General features: G+C 73.0%; 17 protein-coding genes, 2 tRNA genes and 1 riboswitch. Of the genes, 8 read left to right on the plus strand and 11 right to left on the minus strand.

Annotated elements, in window-relative coordinates:
* Positions 1–18 precede the first annotated feature (18 nt).
* Positions 19–127: riboswitch (TPP riboswitch) on the plus strand.
* Positions 128–147: 20 nt separating this feature from the next.
* The 5 genes from ACZ6H8_RS03430 to ACZ6H8_RS03450 are packed head-to-tail and all read left to right on the plus strand — an operon-like array spanning position 148 to position 4,535.
* The gene (locus tag ACZ6H8_RS03430; RefSeq protein WP_464144475.1) at positions 148–786 is read left to right on the plus strand and encodes an ECF transporter S component; all 639 of its coding nucleotides are present in this window, start codon (positions 148–150) and stop codon (positions 784–786) included.
* Positions 783–2,216: an ABC transporter ATP-binding protein gene (locus tag ACZ6H8_RS03435; RefSeq protein ID WP_464144477.1), complete on the plus strand. Its 1,434-nt coding sequence runs from the start codon at positions 783–785 to the stop codon at positions 2,214–2,216. The genes ACZ6H8_RS03430 and ACZ6H8_RS03435 overlap by 4 nt, the downstream gene beginning before the upstream one ends.
* 5 nt (positions 2,217–2,221) lie before the next feature.
* Positions 2,222–3,010 carry an energy-coupling factor transporter transmembrane component T family protein gene (locus ACZ6H8_RS03440; protein WP_464144480.1) on the plus strand — a complete coding sequence of 263 codons (789 nt, stop codon included), beginning with the start codon at positions 2,222–2,224 and terminating at the stop codon, positions 3,008–3,010.
* Positions 3,007–3,483, plus strand: a complete 477-nt coding sequence (locus tag ACZ6H8_RS03445; RefSeq protein WP_464144483.1) for an AAA family ATPase — start codon at positions 3,007–3,009, stop codon at positions 3,481–3,483. The genes ACZ6H8_RS03440 and ACZ6H8_RS03445 overlap by 4 nt, the downstream gene beginning before the upstream one ends.
* A gap of 26 nt (positions 3,484–3,509) precedes the next feature.
* Positions 3,510–4,535, plus strand: coding sequence for a Gfo/Idh/MocA family protein (locus tag ACZ6H8_RS03450; protein ID WP_464144484.1), 1,026 nt, complete (start codon positions 3,510–3,512; stop codon positions 4,533–4,535).
* A gap of 12 nt (positions 4,536–4,547) precedes the next feature.
* On the opposite strand, the gene ACZ6H8_RS03455 is transcribed toward ACZ6H8_RS03450, so the two are convergent.
* The 10 genes from ACZ6H8_RS03455 to ACZ6H8_RS03500 all read right to left on the minus strand — a co-directional run bounded on the left by ACZ6H8_RS03455 (position 4,548) and on the right by ACZ6H8_RS03500 (position 10,651).
* On the minus strand, positions 4,548–4,895 hold the full coding sequence (locus ACZ6H8_RS03455; protein WP_464144528.1) for a metallopeptidase family protein: 348 nt from the start codon (positions 4,893–4,895) through the stop codon (positions 4,548–4,550).
* 23 nt (positions 4,896–4,918) lie between these two features.
* The gene (locus ACZ6H8_RS03460; RefSeq protein WP_464144486.1) at positions 4,919–6,013 is read right to left on the minus strand and encodes a fatty acid desaturase family protein; all 1,095 of its coding nucleotides are present in this window, start codon (positions 6,011–6,013) and stop codon (positions 4,919–4,921) included.
* Between the two features lie 149 nt (positions 6,014–6,162).
* Positions 6,163–6,516 (minus strand): hypothetical protein, encoded by a 354-nt coding sequence (locus ACZ6H8_RS03465; protein ID WP_464144488.1) that lies wholly within the window; start codon positions 6,514–6,516, stop codon positions 6,163–6,165.
* Positions 6,513–7,244: a hypothetical protein gene (locus ACZ6H8_RS03470; protein WP_464144490.1), complete on the minus strand. Its 732-nt coding sequence runs from the start codon at positions 7,242–7,244 to the stop codon at positions 6,513–6,515. The genes ACZ6H8_RS03465 and ACZ6H8_RS03470 overlap by 4 nt, the downstream gene beginning before the upstream one ends.
* 188 nt (positions 7,245–7,432) lie before the next feature.
* Positions 7,433–8,500, minus strand: a complete 1,068-nt coding sequence (locus ACZ6H8_RS03475; protein ID WP_464144492.1) for a cell wall-binding repeat-containing protein — start codon at positions 8,498–8,500, stop codon at positions 7,433–7,435.
* Positions 8,501–8,585: 85 nt separating this feature from the next.
* Positions 8,586–8,661, minus strand: a tRNA-His gene (locus ACZ6H8_RS03480).
* Between the two features lie 46 nt (positions 8,662–8,707).
* Positions 8,708–9,346: an oligoribonuclease gene (gene orn / locus ACZ6H8_RS03485; RefSeq protein WP_464144494.1), complete on the minus strand. Its 639-nt coding sequence runs from the start codon at positions 9,344–9,346 to the stop codon at positions 8,708–8,710.
* A 35-nt stretch (positions 9,347–9,381) separates the two neighbouring features.
* Positions 9,382–9,894 carry a pyridoxamine 5'-phosphate oxidase family protein gene (locus ACZ6H8_RS03490; protein WP_464144497.1) on the minus strand — a complete coding sequence of 171 codons (513 nt, stop codon included), beginning with the start codon at positions 9,892–9,894 and terminating at the stop codon, positions 9,382–9,384.
* A 32-nt stretch (positions 9,895–9,926) separates the two neighbouring features.
* Positions 9,927–10,577, minus strand: coding sequence for an HAD family hydrolase (locus tag ACZ6H8_RS03495; RefSeq protein ID WP_464144499.1), 651 nt, complete (start codon positions 10,575–10,577; stop codon positions 9,927–9,929).
* A 1-nt stretch (position 10,578) separates the two neighbouring features.
* A tRNA-Arg gene (locus tag ACZ6H8_RS03500) sits at positions 10,579–10,651 on the minus strand.
* 148 nt (positions 10,652–10,799) lie between these two features.
* Here ACZ6H8_RS03500 and ACZ6H8_RS03505 point away from each other — a divergent pair.
* Positions 10,800–11,357: a YceI family protein gene (locus ACZ6H8_RS03505; protein WP_464144501.1), complete on the plus strand. Its 558-nt coding sequence runs from the start codon at positions 10,800–10,802 to the stop codon at positions 11,355–11,357.
* 19 nt (positions 11,358–11,376) lie between these two features.
* On the opposite strand, the gene ACZ6H8_RS03510 is transcribed toward ACZ6H8_RS03505, so the two are convergent.
* Positions 11,377–11,613, minus strand: a complete 237-nt coding sequence (locus ACZ6H8_RS03510) for a hypothetical protein (protein ID WP_464144502.1) — start codon at positions 11,611–11,613, stop codon at positions 11,377–11,379.
* Between the two features lie 87 nt (positions 11,614–11,700).
* Between ACZ6H8_RS03510 and msrA the strand changes: the two genes are divergently transcribed.
* Both msrA and ACZ6H8_RS03520 read left to right on the plus strand, forming a co-directional pair.
* Complete coding sequence (msrA, locus tag ACZ6H8_RS03515) at positions 11,701–12,225, plus strand: peptide-methionine (S)-S-oxide reductase MsrA (protein WP_464144503.1); 525 nt, start codon at positions 11,701–11,703, stop codon at positions 12,223–12,225.
* 116 nt (positions 12,226–12,341) lie between these two features.
* Entirely contained in the window at positions 12,342–12,890 is a 549-nt protein-coding gene (locus ACZ6H8_RS03520; protein WP_464144504.1) for a single-stranded DNA-binding protein, read from the plus strand.
* Positions 12,891–12,913: the final 23 nt, after the last annotated feature.

Consider the following 12,913-nt stretch of genomic DNA (forward strand, 5'->3'; position numbering starts at 1 on the left):
TACGTCGCGACTACGATGATCGGATACCACGGGAGTCCGGTGCGCCGGGCTGAGAGGGAGGCCGAAGCCTCCGACCGTCGAACCTGATCCGGGTCATGCCGGCGCAGGGAGCGATCTCACCCGTGCCGTTCATCCGAAAGGCACTCCATGTCCCACCCCACCTCCACGCCCGCAGCCTCGACCGCCCCCGCGGCGCGGCGTCCGCGCCTGCGCTGGCGCGTCGTCGACATCGTCACCGCCGCCGTGCTCGGCGTCGCCTGCGGCCTGCTGTTCGTGCTCTGGAACGCCGTCGGCGGCGCCTGGTTCGGCGTCATGGACGCGCTGACGCCCGGCTTCGGCGGCATCGCCGTGGGCATCTGGCTCATCGGCGGCGTCATCGGCGGCCTCGTCATCCGCAAGCCGGGCGCCGCGCTGTTCGTCGAGCTGCTCGCAGCGCTCGTGTCGACGCTGCTGGGCAGCCAGTGGTCGATCGAGACGCTCTACTCGGGGCTCGCGCAGGGCATCGGCGCAGAGCTGATCTTCGCGCTCTTCCTCTACCGCCGCTTCGGCATCCCCGTCGCGATGCTCGCGGGCGTCGGCGCGGCGGTCGCGGCGTGGACGCTCGAGCTGTTCCTCTCCGGCAACCTCGCGCTCAGCGCCGAGTTCCTCGCCATCTACCTGGCGTCCCTCGTCGTCTCCGGTGCGCTGCTGGCGGGCCTCGTCGGCTGGCTGCTCGTTCGCGCGCTCGCCGCGACCGGCGCCCTGCAGCGATTCGCCGCGGGACGCGAGGCGAGTCGAACCGCGTGACGGGCGCCGCGATCCGCGCGGCCGGCTGGGGCTGGCGTCATGCGGCGCGCACGGCCCCTGCCGTCTCCGGGCTCGACCTCGCGATCGCCGCGGGGGAGCGCGTGCTGCTGCTGGGCCCCTCCGGCGCGGGCAAGTCGACCCTGCTGGCGGGACTCGCGGGCGTGCTCGGCGACGCGGAGGATGGCGAGGAGACCGGCTCGCTCGCCGTCGACGGCGTGCACCCGGCCGGGCTGCGAGGCACGGCAGGGCTCGTGCTGCAGGATCCGCAGTCGAACACGATCCTGTCGAGGGTCGGCGACGACGTCGCCTTCGGGTGCGAGAACCTGCGCGTGCCGCCCGACGAGATCTGGAGCCGCGTGCACGCGGCGCTCGAGGCCGTCGGCCTCGACGTCGCGCTCGACCGGTCGACGGCGGCGCTCTCGGGCGGGCAGCGTCAGCGCCTGGCGCTCGCTGGCGTGCTCGCGATGCGGCCGGGACTCCTGCTGCTCGACGAGCCGACGGCGAACCTCGACCCCGAGGGGGCCTTGGAGGTGCGCGATGCCGTCGCGCGCGCCGTGGCCGAGACGGGCGCGACGCTCGTCGTCGTGGAGCATCGCGTGAGCACGTGGCTGCCGGTCGTCGACCGCGTCGTCGTGCTCGACCCCGGTGGTGGCGTGCTCGCAGACGGTCCCGCCGACCGCGTGCTCGCCGAGCACGGCGACGCGCTCGCCGAGCGCGGCGTGTGGGTGCCTGGGCACCCGGTCGAGGTCGACAGGGCCGTCGTGCCAGGGCAGGAGCTCCTGGCTGCCGAGGCGCTCGTCGTCGGTCGGGGAACCCCCGTGCAGCCCCCGATCGACCTCGCGCTCGAGGCAGGGACGTCGACGGTCGTCGTCGGACCCAACGGCGCTGGCAAGTCGACGCTCGCCCTCACGATGGCCACGCTGCTGCGGCCGCTCGGCGGGGCGCTCGTCGCCCGCGAGGCGCTGGCGGGCGGCCTCGGCGACGATCCGACGCGATGGCGCTCGAGCGTCCTCGCGACCCGCATGGGCATGGTGTTCCAGGAGCCGGAGCATCAGCTGCTCGGTCGCAGCGTGCGCGACGAGCTCGCGCTGGGGCTGCGCGCCGTCGGCGTGCCCGACGCCGAGCACGCCGCGCGCATCGACGCGCTGCTGGAGCGCCTGCGGCTGCGGCACGTCGCCGACGCGCATCCGTTCACGCTCTCCGGCGGCGAGCAGCGCAGGCTCTCGGTCGCGACGGTGCTCGCCACCGGGCCGAGGGTCATCGTGCTCGACGAGCCCACGTTCGGCCAGGATCGTCGCACGTGGCGCGAGCTCGTGACCCTCATGGCCGAGCTCGTCGCGGGCGGTGCCGCGCTGCTGTCGGTGTCGCACGACGCCGACGTCGTGCGCGTGCTCGGCGACCGCGTCGTGCGGCTCGAGGTCGCCGCGTGACGGCGGTGCCCGAGCCCCGTGTCGCGACGCCTGCGACGCGCGTGCGCCTCGTCGACCGCGTGAATCCCGTGACGCCGTTCCTCGCGGCGATCGCCTTCTCCCTCCCGCTGCTCGTGACGATCGACGTCGTGAGCGCCGCCGTCGCGCTCGCGGGAGGCCTCGCGGGCGTGCTCGCCGCGGGGGTCGGCCCGCGCACGATCCTGCGGCGCGCGTGGCCGATGCTGATCGCCGCGCCGCTGTCGGGCGCGAGCATGCTGCTGTACGCCGAGCCTGGCGGCCGCATCCACTGGCAGCTGTGGCTCGCGATCGTGAGCGACGACTCCATCGCCCTCGCCACCGCGATCGCGCTGCGCGTGCTCGCCATCGGCGTGCCGACGCTCGCGCTGCTGGGCGGCATCGACGCGACGCGGCTCGGCGACGGGCTCGCGCAGGTGCTGCGGCTGCCAGCCCGCTTCGTGCTCGCAGCGCTCGCGGGCATCCGGCTCTTCGCGGTGCTGCGCGACGACTGGGATGCGCTCGCCGCCGCCAGGCGAGCGCGCGGGCTCGGCGACGGCGGGCGCGTGCGCCGCGCGTTCGGCATGGCCTTCACGCTGCTCGTCATCGCGGTGCGCCGCGGCGGCCGCCTCGCGACGGCCATGGAGGCTCGCGGCTTCGGGCACGGCGCGCGCACGTGGGCGCGACCGTCGCGGCTCGGGGTCGCCGACACGGTGCTGCTCGTCGCCGTCGTCGTGGTCGTCGGCGCGGCGCTCGGCGCGTCGATCGCGACCGGATCGTTCCGGCTGGTGGGCACGTGAGCCGCGTCTGGCTGCTCGACGGCCGCTCGGGATCCGGCAAGACCGTGCTCGCCGATGCGCTCGCCGCCGAGCTCGGTGGCACCGTCGTGCACATGGACGACCTGTATCCAGGCTGGGGCGGGCTCGAGGAGGGCGCTGCGTACGCGCTCGAGCGCATCCTGCAGCCGCTCGCCCGAGGCGACGATGCCGTGTGGCGACGGTGGGACTGGGCCGCGGACGCACGCGCTGAGGAGCATCGGCTCGCCGCGGGAGCGCACCTCGTGCTCGAGGGGTGCGGGGCGCTGTCCCGCGCCGCGGCAGCGCTCGCCGAGCGTGCCGTGTGGCTCGACTGCGACGAGGCCACGCGCCGGGCGAGGGCCCTCGCGCGCGACGGCGTCGACGACTGGTGGGAGGGGTGGCGGGCGCAGGAGGACGCGTTCTACGCCCGCGAGGGCTCTCGGACGCTCGCGACCGAGGTGCGCGACTGCCGCTGACGCTGCACGCATGCCACGATGGCGGCATGGCTCAGCGACGACTGCCGGCACCGACCACCCTCGACCCGCGCGATGCGCCGAGCCTGCGATGGGGCATCCTCGGACCAGGCGGCATCGCCTCGGCCATGGTGGAGGCGCTGCAGCAGGGCACCGGGCAGCAGGTGGTCGCCGTCGGCTCGCGCTCGGCGGACCGCGCGGCGGCGTTCGCACAGCGCCACGGCATCGCAGGCTCCGGCGACCACGACTGGCTGCTCGCGCAGGACCTCGACGCCATCTACGTCGCATCGCCGCACTCGGCGCACCGCGAGCATGCGCTCGCCGTGATCGACGCGGGCAGGCACGTGCTCGTCGAGAAGGCGTTCACGCGCAACGCCGGCGAGGCGGTCGAGGTGCTCGACGCCGCGCGGCATGCGGGCGTGGCGGTCGCCGAGGCCATGTGGTCGCGGTACCTGCCCGGCTACGACGTCGTGCGGCAGGCCGTCGCGCAGGGCGTCCTCGGCGAGCTGCGCTCCGTGACCGCCGACCACGGGCAGCTGCTGTGGCCCGACGGCCCCGCGCGTCTCGCCGAGCCGTCGCTCGCCGGCGGCGCCCTGCTCGACCTCGGCGTCTACCCCATCCACCTCGCGGCGATGCTGCTGCCGACGGTGGATGCCATCCACGTCGTGGGCTCGCGGACGCCGCAGGGCGTCGACGAGCAGGAGGTCGTGACCCTCTCGGGCCAGGGTGGCGTCGTGGCGACGTGCCAGTCGGGCATGTCGGCGAAGACGCCGACGACGGCGGTCGTGGCAGGCACCGAGGCGCGGCTCGAGCTCGACGGCGACTTCTACCGCCCCACGACGATCCGGCTCGTCGCACCGGGCGGCGAGGTGCTCGACGTCTTCGAGCCCGACGAGCGCGAGCACGGCCTGCGCTACGAGGCCGTCGCCCTCGCGCGCGCCGCGGCGGCAGGCGAGCGCGAGACGCCGGAGATGCCGTGGAGCGAGACGCTGCGCGTCATGCGCATCATGGACGACGTGCGCGCGCAGCTGGGCGTCGTGCTGCCGGGGGAGTGAGCCCCCGCGACGTCACGCCCAGCCGAGCCGATGCAGCTCGGCGTCGTCGATGCCGTAGAAGTGCGCGATCTCGTGCACGAGCGTCGTGTGCACCTCGTCGTGCAGCTCGTCCATCGTCGAGCACCGCTCGAGGTGCGCCTCGCGGAACACGACGATGCGATCGGGCAGCTCGCCGAAGCCGTAGTGGCCGCGATCGGTGATCGCGACCCCCTCGTAGATGCCGAGCAGATCCTCGGTCTCGTGGCGGTCCTCGACGAGGAACACCACGTTGTCGAGGCCGTCGACCATCTCGTCTGGCAGCGCGTCGAGCTCGTCGGTGACGACGCCCTCGAACTCCTCGGGGCTGATCGCGAACGGCATGGGCATCGCGCCCACGCTACCGGTCAGCGACGACGGAAGCGCTGCACGAGGGGGCAGTCGAACGGGTCGCGCGCCTGCAGGCCCACCTCGTTGAGGTACCGGATGACGGTGCCGTACGACTCGAGCAGGCTCGCCTCGGTGTAGGGGATGTCGTGCGTCTTGCAGTGCTCGCGCACGAGGTTGCGCGCCTTCGACAGGTGCGGCCTCGCCATGCTCGGGAACAGGTGGTGCACGACCTGGTGGTTGAGACCGCCGAAGAGCGTCGTCGCCCACCAGCCGCCGGTGATGTCGCGCGAGGTGCGCACCTGCTTCGTGAGGAAGTCGAGACGCTCGGCGGCGCCCACGAGCGGCATGCCCTTGTGGTTCGGGGCGAACGAGGCGCCCATGTACACGCCGAAGACCGCGAGCTGCACGCCGAGGAACGCGAACGCCATGCCCAGCGGCAGGAACGCGAACAGCACCGTGAGGTAGATCGCGAAGCGCGCGGCGATCATGCCGAGCTCGATCCAACGACCGGGCACGGGCTCCTTCGACACCAGCAGGCTCAGGCCGCGGTAGTGGAGGTTGATGCCCTCGAGGGTCAGCAGGGGGAAGAAGAGGTAGCCCTGCCTGCGCGTGATCGCGGCGAGCAGGCCGGTCTGGCGGGCTGCGTCCTCCGGCAGGAACGAGACCGTGTCCCACGCGACGTCGGGGTCGTGCTCGCGACGGTTGGGGTTCGCGTGGTGGCGCGTGTGCTTCGTCATCCACCAGGCGTACGAGATGCCGACGACGCCGGCGGCGAGGAATCGACCGAGACGGTCGTTCGCGGGGCCCGACTGGAAGATCTGGCGGTGCGAGGCCTCGTGGGCGAGGAAGGCGAACTGCGTGAGCAGCAGGCCGAGCGCGCCGGCGACGATGAGCTGGAGCCACGAGTCGCCCAGCAGCACGAACGCGGTGCCGAGCCCAGCGAGGGCGAGGACGAGGGCGATGCCGACGACCAGGTAGAAGCCGCGGGCCCGTTCGAGGAGTCCCGCATCCTTCACGGCCCTCGAGAGGGAAGAGAACGTGCTGGGGCCGCGGGCTGCGCCGCTGGCCTTCGTCGTGCGGACGGGACCGAGCCCATCGAGTGCGATCGTCATGCAGACCTCCTGCCGTCGAGACACCGATCCGATTCGTATCGAGTCGATGTCCTCACGCTATCGGACTGCGTATGCCATACGCAGATGTATGCGCGCATCCGCATGCGCACCCGCTCGGCGCAGGGGTGCGACGCCGAGCGGAGGCGTGCTCAGCGCCGACGGCGCGTGAGCAGCAGCGCGATCCCTGCCGCCGATGCCACGACGATCGACGCGACCCCGATCGCGAACGTCGTCGGTGCCCCTCCCAGCGGCGTCGCGGCCTCGACGACGGGCGGCTGCGCGTGCGCGGCGTCGTACGCGTCGAGCTCCGGCTCGGGCCGCAGGCCGGGCTCGCGCTCGGGCCCCGGTCCCGGCTCATCGGCGGCGTCCGCGTGCGCCTCGACGGGCTCGGGCCGCAGATCGTCGGCGCCGATCTCGGGAGCGACGACCTCGACGTCGAGGCCGTCGTGCGGCCACTGGGTGTGCTCGTCGACGGGGGCGTCGGGGGTGGGTCGGTCGGTCATCGCAGGCGCTCCCTGTCGAGGTGATGGGTCTGGTCCGGTCGCACGAGATGCTGCAGCACGCGGCGCCACGAGTCGACGAGCACACGCGCCGGGGTCGCAGGGTCCATCCCGTCGGCAGCGTCGGGCGCGTCGATCGACAGCACCTCGACACCGTCGCGGTGCAGGTCGCGCCACCGGTCGCGCAGGTCGTCGCCGCCGACGAGGTCGACGCGTGCACCGCGCCGACGCTCGCGCTCGAGCAGCGATCGGTGCAGGCGGCGTTCGAAGCCCGTCGGGTCGTCCTGCGCCGCAGCCGGCGCGACGTCGGAGTCGAGCTCGCCACCTTCCGCACCGTAGGTGGGTGCGACGAGGGCGATGCGGTCGACGAGCTCCGGATGCGCGAGCGCGAGGGCCGTCGCCACGAGTGCGCCATCGCCCCAGCCGAGCAGGCCGACACGGCCGGTCGTGCCGCCGCCGTCGCCCGTGGTCGAGCGCGCCTCGGCGAGATAGGCGGCGATGACGTCGGCGTGCGAGGCGGGCGTCACGTTCGCGGACTGCGCGCCGGTGATCACGGGGTCCAGCGACGCGATCCGCACCGTGAAGTCCGCCGTCACGCTCGGATCGGGATCGACGAAGCCCGAGTACCCGGGTGGGTTGCACATCACGATCGTCTCGACGGCGTGCGCGCTGGCGCCGAACGCGAGCGCGACGATCGCGCCCGTGGGAAGCGTGACGAGCCGTCGGCTCACGGGGTGGGTGCGATGGTGTCGCGGTGGGGGCGAGCCTGCATGGTCGCTGCCTCTCTCGCCGGCACGCATATGGAGCGTCCGGCAGGGCCCCCAGCATCCTCCCTCGCTGCGGATCGCGCCAGCGGGTGACCGCCAGGCGCCTCGGGCCTATGCTCCCGAGCGCGCGCGCCTCGGCCGTGCAGGCCGGGTCAGGGGCGCGGGGGTCGCGTGGGGATGATCGGGCAGTCCCAGAGGGCGGCCGCGGTGCTGCTGAGCGCCGACTCGTCGCCGAGCGCGTGCACGGTGTCGATGCCGCGTTCGTCGCGCTCGGCACGCAGCATCGTCGCCACCTCGGTGTTGCACGCGCGCGGCGCGAGGTACAGCGGCGTGTGGTCGTAGGCGGCGAGCACCGAGGCTGCCATGGCATCGGGGAAGGACTCGCCCGTCGCGAGCAGCATCGTGCGGTTCCAGTCGCGAGGGGGCGAGAACCGGTCGTGGATGGCACTCGCCGTGGCGTACCGGTCGGCCCCCTCGTAGCGCCACACGCCCGCGGCGCCCGTGGCACCGATCCAGTCCTCCGCCGCTCGAGACACCGACGGCCAGCCGCCCGCGACGTTCACGCCGAGCCCCTGGTAGGCCGGCCGGACGCGGTCGATCCACGCGAGCAGGTCGGTCTGCGACGACCCGTGATACGCGAGGACGACGGCGGCGCGGTTCCTGCCGGCGATCGAGCCTGCGACGAGCGCGTCGGCGAACGACCAGCCCGACACGACCCAGATCTCGCTCACCGGGCCGCTGCGGCGGAGCCGCTCCAGCAGTCGCATCGACGTCTCGACCCGGTCGGCGCCCGCGATGCGCTCGACCGGGTGGCCGGCGGCGACGAGCTGCTGTCGCACGGCATCCGACACCGACGCCTCGCCGCCGACGATCACCACGGCGACGGGGCTCACGGGGGAGAGGCGAGCGAGCTCGTCGAGCACGACCTGCGGCACGTGGCCGCGCGCGGTGAGGAGCAGCCGTGCCTGCTCCGCCGCTGCGACGGGCGCTGCGGCGAGGGCGTCGGCGAATCCCTCGCCCGAAGCGAGGAAGACGGTGCGCGAGTCGTACGGGGTGCGCTGCGAGACCTGGACGGCCGTCGCGTAGCGATCGGAGCCTGCGATGCGATGCGTCGTGTGCGCCTCGGCGGTCGATGCAGGTGCGAGCGGGGCGAGCACGCTCACGCCAACGGCGACGATCGTCGCCACGACGAGGGTGCGGAGGATGCGGCGCGACGCCATGGACGGGTCCGTCTCGATCGAACGACGCCCGCAGCCGGATGGCTGCGGGCGGGGTGTCGACGACCTGTCCGACGAGGACGTGCATTGGGGTGAGTAACGGGGCTTGAACCCGCGACCTCCTAGATCACAACCAGGCGCTCTACCAGCTGAGCTATACCCACCACGCGCTGCATCCGACGGGCGAGCCGACGGAGCAACCAGGACAGTCTACGACAGATCCGAGCCGTTCGGCGACAGCGCGTCGGCGAACGAGGCGACGACCTCGCCGGAGGCCTTCCGCGCGGCCTCGCTCGTGACGTCGTCGCTCGTGAAGACGGCCTTGCGGTAGTACTGCAGCTCGCGCACGGACTCGAGGATGTCGGCGAGCGCCCGGTGTCCGCCCGCCTTCTCCGGCGCCTGGAAGTAGGCGCGCGGGTACCAGCGTCGCGACAGCTCCTTGATGCTCGAGACGTCGATCGAGCGGTAGTGCAGATGCTGGTCGACGGCGGGCATGTAGCGGGCGAGGAACATGCGGTCGGTGCCGATGGTGTTGCCGCCCAGCGGTGCCGAGCGCTCGAGCGGCACGAAGCGGCGGATGTACGCCAGCACCTGCTCCTCGGCGTCGGCGAGCGGGATGCCGTCCGGGATGAGCCGGTCGAGTCCGCTCTTCTCGTGCATCGCGCGCACGAAGTCGCCCATCTGCGCCAGCGAGGCATCCGAGGGCTTGATGACGAGCTCGATGCCGGGGTCGATCACCCGCAGCTCGAAGTCGGTGACGAGGACGGCGACCTCGACGAGCTCGTCGATCGACGGGTCGAGGCCCGTCATCTCGCAGTCGATCCAGACGATGCGGTCAGCGGCAGGCACGGCGTCGAGCCTAGTCGTCGTGCAGGCTGCCGGCGTCAGAGCCGGAACCGAGTGCAGTCGTTCGGGAAGTCGAACCACGCGAGCGCGCGGTGCGGCGTCACGACGCGCAGACCGCCGCCGTCGTCGCCCTCCCAGGCGTCGGCTGCCGGCGCGTAGCCGTCGTCGTGGTACTTCGCGAACGCGGCGGCGAGCCTCGCCCCGAGGCCCTCGGCGTCGGCACGCGTCGCGGTCGACGCGCCCTCGACGATGACGACCTCGACGCCGGACTCGAGGGTGAGGGTGACGGCGGGGTTCCCCTCGGCGTTGCGTGCGTGGCGCGTCGAGGGTGCGCCGTCGTACCAGAACGCACCGTCGAGCCAGACGCCCCACCGCGGCACGACGTGGGGGGTGCCGTTCGGCCGCACCGTGGCGAGCCAGTAGTGCCGCGCCGCGACGAGGCGCTGCTCGACGGCCGACCAGGGCAGCACGCCCTCGCTCGACGCTGGCAGTCCGTAGCCCTCGGGCATCGTCGGACGCTCTGCGGTGGGGCCGTCGGCTGCGCGGTGCATGCGATCAGGGTCGCAGCGACCACCGACATGGCTCAGGCGCGGCGTGCGAGCGCTGCGAGCACCTCGTCGGCGGTGACCTCTGCGAGCGATGCGACCGAGCGCGCCGGGCCGAATCCCGGATCGGCCGAGTGGCTGCGCACGAACCACAGCTCCATGCCCGCCGCGACGACGGCCTGCGAGCCCGGACCCGAGTCCTCGACGCCGATCGACCGCTCCGGGTCGATGCCGAGCAGCGCCGCCGCCGTGAGGTAGGCCTCCGGGTGCGGCTTCGCGTCCGTCACGTCGTCGCTCGTCACGACGACCTCGAGCGAGCCTGCGGGTGCCGCACGCACGAGCGCGTCGACGTTCGCGCGACCCGCGTTCGTCACGAGCGCCGTCGGCACGCCGGCGTCCGCGAGCGCCACGAGCAGCTCGTGGGCGCCCGGCAGCCACGGCACGTCGTCGCCGACCGCCTCCGCGACCATGCCGACGGCTCGGGCGCGCAGCGCGTCGTCGGAGCCGGGCATCCCCCGCGCCCGCATGTCGGCGATCCACAGCTCCATGGGCTTGCCGACGTAGCGGTCGCAGTCCTCCTGCGTCCACGGCACGCCCTCCGCGGCGCACATCGCCATGAGCGAGCGGTGCCAGACCGGCTCGGTGTCGACGAGCGTGCCATCCATGTCGAAGCAGATCCCAGAGCGCATGCGCCCCCGGCGCGACTCGAACGCGCAACCGTCGGATTAGAAGGCCGATGCTCTATCCATTGAGCTACGGGGGCAATGCCTCGATCCTACGAGTCGCCGATGCGTGCCGAGGCGCGCGGGTGCGAGCGCGCCGGGAATGGATCGAGAGGTGGCAGGGTTGTTCGAAATCGAAGCACTCGCCGCGGCGGCTGCTCGACCCCGAACCCGTCTCAAGGAGCAACCATGACCGACACGATCACCGCCTCGCAGATCCCCGGCTACGCCGCGGGCACCTACGTCATCGACGCGAGCCACTCGACCGTCAGCTTCTCGGTGCGCCACGTGGTCGCCAAGGTGCGCGGCAACATCGAGCACATCGAGGGCACCATCGTGCTCGCCGACGACCCGCACGCCTCGACCGTCGAGGCGACCGTCGACCCGACCACGATCAACACGCGCAACGCCGACCGCGACGCGCACCTGCGCTCCGGCGACTTCTTCGCCACCGACGAGCACCCGACCTGGAGCTTCCGCTCGACCGGCGCGCGCGTCGAGGACGGCGAGTACCTCGTCGACGGCATCCTCCAGCTGCGTGGCGTCGAGCGCCCCATCACGCTCGAGCTCGAGGTCGGCGGCTTCGGCGGCGACCCGTTCGGCAACACGCGCGTCGGCGCGACCGCCACGTTCACGATCAGCCGCGACGAGTTCGGCATCTCGTTCAACGCCGCGCTCGAGACCGGTGGCTTCATGCTCGGCGACGACGTCAAGGTCGAGATCGAGATCTCCGCGATCAAGCAGTAGCCCTCGCGGGCGCTGCGCCTCAGCCCTGGCGGAAGCAGTCGATCGCGTCGTCGATCGACCAGAACTCGCCCAGGGAGAGGTAGCGGTGGCTCCTCGGCAGCAGACGGCGAGCGCGGAAGCGATCGCCGTCGCCGCCGGGGAGCCGCTCGATGTGGCCGATGACGTCGCCGCTTGGACGCGAGACGCGCCACATCGATGCGTTGACCTGCGCCATGGCGAGGCCGAAGCGTGCGGGCAGATACGCGGTGGTGGTCATGTCGTGCTCCTCTCGATGCCGGCCGGCCCCGGTGCATCTGCGACGCTACGTGCGGCCACCGACACGCCGCGCGGCTAGGCTCGGCGCATGGCCGAGATCGTCGTCGCGGGGGGCTGCTTCTGGTGCCTCGACGCCGCGTATCGCATCGTCGAGGGCGTCGACGACGTCATCTCGGGATACACGGGCGGCAGGCTGCCAGGACCCAGCTACGACCAGGTCTGCACGGGCCTCACGGGGCACGCCGAGGCCGTGCGCGTCGTCTTCGACGAGCGGATCGTGCCCGAGGACGTGCTGATCGACATGTTCTTCACGATGCACGACCCGACGCAGCTCGACAGGCAGGGCGCTGACGTCGGCACCCAGTACCGCTCGGCGATGTTCCCGATCGACGACGCGCAGCGCGCTCGCTTCGAGTCGGCGCGCGACCGTGCGAGCGCATGGTGGCCAGGCACGATCGTCACGACGATCGAGCCGCTCGGCCACTGGTGGGAGGCCGAGGAGCACCACCAGGACTTCTTCGCGAAGAACCCGACGCAGGGCTACTGCACGGCGGTGGCCGCACCGAAGGTGCAGAGGATCCGGGCGGGCTTCTCCGACTTCATCAGGCGCTGAACGCCGCGCTGCCGCGACCGCCGTCGCGCGCACCCCGCGTCCCGCACAGGCTGCCCGCATCCACACGCAGAGCGTCTGGCGTCCGCGCCGACGCCGGTGCCGTGCACGCTGACGCCATGACCGATCGCATCATCATCGAGGGCACGGCGGGCACGACCCCGCAGCTGCGCACCATCCCGTCGGGCCGCCAGGTCGCGAACCTGCGCGTCGCATCCACCCTGCGCAGGCAGGATCCGTCGACGGGACAGTGGTCCGACGTCGGCACGAACTGGTACTCCGTCGCGGTCTGGGGCGACCTCGCGACCCACGTCGTCGCGTCGATCCGCCAGGGCGACCCCGTGCTGCTGGCAGGCAGGCTCCGCATCGCCACGTGGGGAGAGGGGGAGCGGCAGGGCACGGCGGTCGAGGTCGACGCCGACGTCATCGGGCACTCGCTGCGCTTCGGCACCGCCACGTTCCAGCGCCGTGCACGCGCCGCGGCCGAGTCGGCGAGGGCGACGCCGTCCGTGCAGGCGGCACGGCCGCCGGCGCCCGTCGCAGTCGCGTCGGGAGGCATCGACGACGGTGGATGGGCGGCGCCGGGCACGGCGGGCGCGGCGACGGCGGGGCTCGAGCAGGCGCGCGAGCCCGCGCTCGCGGCCTCCGAGGCCGAGGTTCCCTTCTGAGGCTCCGTGGGGGGGGGGGGGAG

It is taken from the genome of Agrococcus sp. AC640b, from assembly GCF_979255995.1.

What these genes read in the sequence shown, in the direction of transcription:
- ACZ6H8_RS03430 (WP_464144475.1), top strand. Translation starts at nt 148, where the DNA reads ATGTCCCACCCCACCTCCACGCCCGCAGCCTCGACCGCCCCCGCGGCG.
- ACZ6H8_RS03450 (WP_464144484.1), top strand. Translation starts at nt 3,510, where the DNA reads ATGGCTCAGCGACGACTGCCGGCACCGACCACCCTCGACCCGCGCGAT.
- ACZ6H8_RS03455 (WP_464144528.1), bottom strand. Translation starts at nt 4,895, where the DNA reads ATGCCGTTCGCGATCAGCCCCGAGGAGTTCGAGGGCGTCGTCACCGAC.
- ACZ6H8_RS03460 (WP_464144486.1), bottom strand. Translation starts at nt 6,013, where the DNA reads ATGACGATCGCACTCGATGGGCTCGGTCCCGTCCGCACGACGAAGGCC.
- ACZ6H8_RS03465 (WP_464144488.1), bottom strand. Translation starts at nt 6,516, where the DNA reads ATGACCGACCGACCCACCCCCGACGCCCCCGTCGACGAGCACACCCAG.
- ACZ6H8_RS03475 (WP_464144492.1), bottom strand. Translation starts at nt 8,500, where the DNA reads ATGGCGTCGCGCCGCATCCTCCGCACCCTCGTCGTGGCGACGATCGTC.
- ACZ6H8_RS03490 (WP_464144497.1), bottom strand. Translation starts at nt 9,894, where the DNA reads ATGCACCGCGCAGCCGACGGCCCCACCGCAGAGCGTCCGACGATGCCC.
- ACZ6H8_RS03495 (WP_464144499.1), bottom strand. Translation starts at nt 10,577, where the DNA reads ATGCGCTCTGGGATCTGCTTCGACATGGATGGCACGCTCGTCGACACC.
- ACZ6H8_RS03505 (WP_464144501.1), top strand. Translation starts at nt 10,800, where the DNA reads ATGACCGACACGATCACCGCCTCGCAGATCCCCGGCTACGCCGCGGGC.
- ACZ6H8_RS03510 (WP_464144502.1), bottom strand. Translation starts at nt 11,613, where the DNA reads ATGACCACCACCGCGTATCTGCCCGCACGCTTCGGCCTCGCCATGGCG.
- msrA (WP_464144503.1), top strand. Translation starts at nt 11,701, where the DNA reads ATGGCCGAGATCGTCGTCGCGGGGGGCTGCTTCTGGTGCCTCGACGCC.
- ACZ6H8_RS03520 (WP_464144504.1), top strand. Translation starts at nt 12,342, where the DNA reads ATGACCGATCGCATCATCATCGAGGGCACGGCGGGCACGACCCCGCAG.